Annotated in this window: 5 protein-coding genes; all 5 read left to right on the top strand. The window is 63.1% G+C overall.

The window, feature by feature from the left end; genetic code table 11:
* The first annotated feature begins 269 nt into the window (after positions 1-269).
* The 5 genes from HL657_RS13390 (at position 270) to cbiQ (ending at position 4,147) form a co-directional block, all read left to right on the top strand.
* Positions 270-1,418 (top strand): NAD(P)/FAD-dependent oxidoreductase, encoded by a 1,149-nt coding sequence (locus tag HL657_RS13390; RefSeq protein WP_317297316.1) that lies wholly within the window; start codon positions 270-272, stop codon positions 1,416-1,418.
* 67 nt (positions 1,419-1,485) lie between these two features.
* On the top strand, positions 1,486-2,124 hold the full coding sequence (cbiM, locus tag HL657_RS13385) for a cobalt transporter CbiM (RefSeq protein ID WP_317297315.1): 639 nt from the start codon (positions 1,486-1,488) through the stop codon (positions 2,122-2,124).
* Positions 2,124-2,474, top strand: coding sequence for a PDGLE domain-containing protein (locus HL657_RS13380; RefSeq protein ID WP_317297314.1), 351 nt, complete (start codon positions 2,124-2,126; stop codon positions 2,472-2,474). Before cbiM ends, HL657_RS13380 begins: the two co-directional genes overlap by 1 nt.
* Positions 2,475-2,501: 27 nt before the next feature.
* Positions 2,502-3,335, top strand: coding sequence for an ATP-binding cassette domain-containing protein (locus HL657_RS13375; RefSeq protein ID WP_317297313.1), 834 nt, complete (start codon positions 2,502-2,504; stop codon positions 3,333-3,335).
* On the top strand, positions 3,332-4,147 hold the full coding sequence (gene cbiQ, locus HL657_RS13370; RefSeq protein WP_317297312.1) for a cobalt ECF transporter T component CbiQ: 816 nt from the start codon (positions 3,332-3,334) through the stop codon (positions 4,145-4,147). The genes HL657_RS13375 and cbiQ overlap by 4 nt, the downstream gene beginning before the upstream one ends.
* The last annotated feature ends 222 nt before the right edge of the window (positions 4,148-4,369 follow it).

The raw sequence follows: 4,369 nt of genomic DNA, 5'->3' as shown, positions 1-4,369 counted from the left end.
CCTCCCCTGTCCCCACCCCCCATGGCGATATCCAATGGGAAGCCGTACATGGGTTTGCAATGTCACAAAGAAAAACAGGTGTTCTACCTAGAACTCGACCCCTGTTAAACAGGTGGAGGAAGATAGCGCTCGCTTACGACTCGACCCCCCATCCCCCACCCGCTCCCTTTTAAATCACCGAACGTCCACTTTACTCAGGAACCGGGCCGCCGGCCTGCACCACAGAGACAGCCGGCGACCGGAAACCAACTCGTGCGAGGCATGATACTCTGGTCTGGGATGTTGTCGTTGTGGGCGCGGGGCCTGCCGGGAGCGCTGCGGCGCGGGCGTGCGCAAAAGAGGGGCTTAAGACGCTCTGTATCGAGGAGCACGGGACGATCGGCTACCCGGTGCAGTGCGCCGGGCTGCTCTCGGTCTCCGCGTTCGCCGAGTGCGGCGTCTCGAACCGCTCGGTCTTGAACGAAGTGAGCGGCGCCCGCATGGTCTCGGGTCTTGGGGGGGAACTCCTCTTCGACGCCCGGACCACAAAAGCCTATGTCGTCGACCGGGGCCTCCTCGACCGGGAGATGGCAAAGAGTGCGGCGGACGCCGGCGCGGAGTTCCTCTTAAAGACCAGCGCATCAGGCATCAGCGGCACCTCCCTCCAGACCCGGGGCGTTCGCGGGCGCGAGGAGATCCCCTTCCGCCTCCTGATAGCCGCCGACGGCCCGCGGAGCTCCGTCGCCCGCATGCTCGGCCTGCAGCGCTCTTCACTCTACCTCCCCGGGGTGCAGGCGGAGGTGCCGTGCGCAATCGACCCGCGCTACGTGGAACTCCACCCCAACGCCTCGCCCGACTTCTTCGGATGGGCGATCCCGGTCTCGGCAACCCGGGCCCGTGTCGGCCTCTGCGCACGGGAGCACGCAAAGGACCACTTCGACCGCTTCATCGCCCGCTACGGGCAAAACTCGCTCCACCTCGTGAGCGGGGTCATCCCGCTCGGGGTCATGCCCCGGACCTATGGCCGCCGGGCGCTCATCGTCGGCGATGCGGCGGGGTTCGCCAAGCCCACGTCGGGCGGCGGGGTCTACACCGGCGTCCGGTCCGCAAAACATGCGGCCGCCGTCGCGGCGGAGTGCTGTGCGCGCGGGGCGTTCGACAACGGGAGCCTCCGGGACTACGAGCGGCGCTGGAAGGAAGACTTCGGGAAAGAACTCGATATCGGGATGAAAGCGCTTCACATGCGGCAGAGGATGGCACCCGAGGAGATCGACCACCTCTGCCGGGCCCTCGACGACCCGGATATCATCCGGACGATCGTGGAGCACGGCGACATGGACCGGCCGGGCACCCTGCTCCGCAAACTTGCCCTGAAACCCGCATTGGCCAGGACGATGGGCATACTTTTCGCATCAGGAGTACGCCGGATTCTTACGTGATGATACAAGAGTAGCCCCTTGGTAATACATTTATATCAAAACGTAATACAATCACATCAGGTGTGTTATGCATATACCTGATGCATTTATACCGATGGGGCAGGCCCTGATCTACTGGGTCATCGCCCTCGTCTTCATTGTTCTCGCCCTCCGGTGGGCGCGGCGTTCGATGGGAGAGGAGAAGGTGCCGCTGGTCGCCGTCCTCGCCGCCGGCATCTTCGCCATCCAGGCGCTGAACATCCCCATTCCCTGGGGAACGAGCGGCCACATGGTCGGTGCGGCGCTCGCGGCGATCGTCCTCGGGTCGCCGTTCGCAGGAGTCTTCGTCCTGACGCTGGTGCTCCTCGTGCAGGGCATCATCTTCGGCGACGGCGGCATCACCGTCATGGGCGCAAACATCATCAACATGGGCGTCATCGGCGGATTCATCGGCTACTACGGTTATGCCGGCATCAAAGGCGTGATAGGGAATGCGTATGCCGCTGCATTCATCGCCGGATGGGCGTCGCTTTTCGTCTCCTCACTCCTCTGTGCGGTCGAACTCGCGATCGCCGGAACGTTCCCGCTGGTTCCAGCACTCACCGGCCTTGGGCTCTACCATGCGGTCATCGGGCTCATCGAGGGAGGCATCACCGCGGGCGCCCTCTACCTGATAGCCTCGGCACGGCCGGATATCCTCGAACACCCGGCAGGGGTGAGCGCGTAATGGAGAGAAGGCAGTTCGTCATCATCAGCGTCGCGATCGCCCTCGTGATCGCGGTTGCCGCGCCGTTCCTTGCGTCCGGAGACCCCGACGGGCTTGAAAGCGCGTTCTTCAGCATTTACGGTGCAAAACCGTTCATGGGGAGCGAGCTCGATGAAGATGCCGCCGGCGCCGCAGAGGAGCAGGTGGTCGCCGCGACCGGGAACGACTTCTCGTATGAGGCGGTCATGCCCGACTACAGTATCCCCGGCATGGATAAGGCCGGAGAAGTGCTTGCGGTCGTGATCGGCACGCTTCTTGCGCTGGTGCTGGTATTCGCCGTCGCGAAGGTCTCCGCACGGCCCGATAACTAGATACCTGAAAACCCACATTTTGCCATCATGCACCTGCTCGAGACCCGCGATCTCACCCATACCTACCGCGGCGACGTCCGCGCCCTCGAGGGCGTGAACGTCACCGCAGAGCAAAAGTCCCGCATCGCCGTCATCGGGCCGAACGGTGCCGGGAAGAGCACGCTCTTCAAGCACTTCAACGGCATCCTCAAACCCACGTCCGGCGAGGTGCTGGTCAGGGGCGAGCCTATCACGAAGGAGAACGTCCGTGAGGTCAGGAAGTTCGTCGGGATCGTCTTCCAGAACCCCGACGACCAGATCTTCTCCCCCACTGTGGAGCAGGACGTTGCGTTCGGCCCGATCAACCTCGGCCTCGACGACGAGACGGTCGCCCACCGCGTCGAGGAGGCCCTGCACCTCCTCGGGATCGAGGACCTGCGCGAGCGCGTGCCGCACCACCTCTCGGGCGGCGAGAAGAAACGGGTCGCCATCGCCGGCATCCTCGCGATGGAGCCGCAGGTGCTGGTGCTCGACGAACCGACCGCGGGGCTCGACCCCCGGGGCGTCGCCGACCTCGTGGCGTTCGTCAACCGGCTGCCCGGGGAGTACGGCATGACGGTGGTCTTCTCGACCCACCACCTCGACCTCGTTGCGGAGATGGCGGACCACGTCTATGTGATGGATAAGGGAAGCGTCGTGGGCTCCGGAACGGTCGGGGAGGTCTTCGCCCGGCCGGAACTCCTCGCCCGGACAGGGCTCGACGTGCCGCCCATACCGAGACTGATCCGGTCGCTGCAGGAGAGCGGTGTCGCCATCGATATGGCTTACACCTACGAAGACGCGAAGAAGTCGTTCCTCGACGCCTACGCGAGACGAGAATGATCGACGACCTTTACTTCATCGAGAGGTATGCTTACCGAACAAGCATCGTCCACCGGCTGGACGCGAGGGTTAAACTCCTCATCGCCCTCGCCGCCATCGTGGCCATCGTGGCCGTGCCGTACTCGACAAGGGTCTATGAGGTCGGCGCCGCCCTCGTCGCCCTCTTCGCTCTCCTCTGGGCCGCATCGCGTCTCTCACCGGTTGTCTACCTCCGGAGGCTCGCGCTCATCCTGCCGTTCGGCATCTTCCTGGTCGCGTTCCAGGTATTCGTAAAAAACCCCTACTACGACGTCTTCCATACGATTGCGACCCTTCCCTTCGGGATCGAGGTCTACGCGGAGTCGGTGGAGTTCGCGTCGATCCTCCTTGTGAAGTTTATCGTCAGCGTATCGTTCATCATCCTGCTCTCGTCGACGACGAAGATGCAGGACATGATCGAGGCGGCGGGGAGGCTCGGCCTGCCCCGGGAGTTCACCCTCACGCTCGCGATGATGGTCCGCTACATCTTCGTCTTTGCCGGGATGTTTAACAGGATACGGACCGCGATGGCGACCCGGTGTTTTGATCCCCTCGACCGCACCCTCCCCTACCGCTACCGGCTGCACCAGGTAGGCTACACGGTCGGGACGATCTTCATCCGGTCCTACGAGCAGGGCGAGCGCACCTACACGAGCATGCTCTGCCGGGGCTACGGGGCGAAAGCCGGCCTGTATATCAGGAAAAAACCTCTCCGAACAGGAGAAACCGCGTTCTTCGTCGCGACGCTCGGCTTCATCGTGCTTTCGACGGTGCTGATCTATGGGCAGCCGTAGGTGAGTGCGATGTTACCTTGCCAATCAAATTCTGTCCCTGTTGAAGCGTCCAGAGCCTGAAATGGCTTACTTGCGTGTTGCAGGCATTACCTCTTCTCGTCAAAGCGATTCCGGGATACCAACGACAACAATGCAACTATAGCGAGGAAAAGCCCGATCCAGTGGACCGTGGTGGCTATCGCCACGCAGGGGGGTGGGGACAGGGGAGGGGGGAATATTCCC

It is taken from the genome of Methanoculleus nereidis (assembly GCF_032944295.1).
Classification (GTDB): Archaea; Halobacteriota; Methanomicrobia; order Methanomicrobiales; family Methanoculleaceae; genus Methanoculleus; species Methanoculleus nereidis.
The sequence above is the reverse complement of the archived record's forward strand: the minus strand, read 5'-3'. Positions and strand labels throughout refer to the sequence as shown.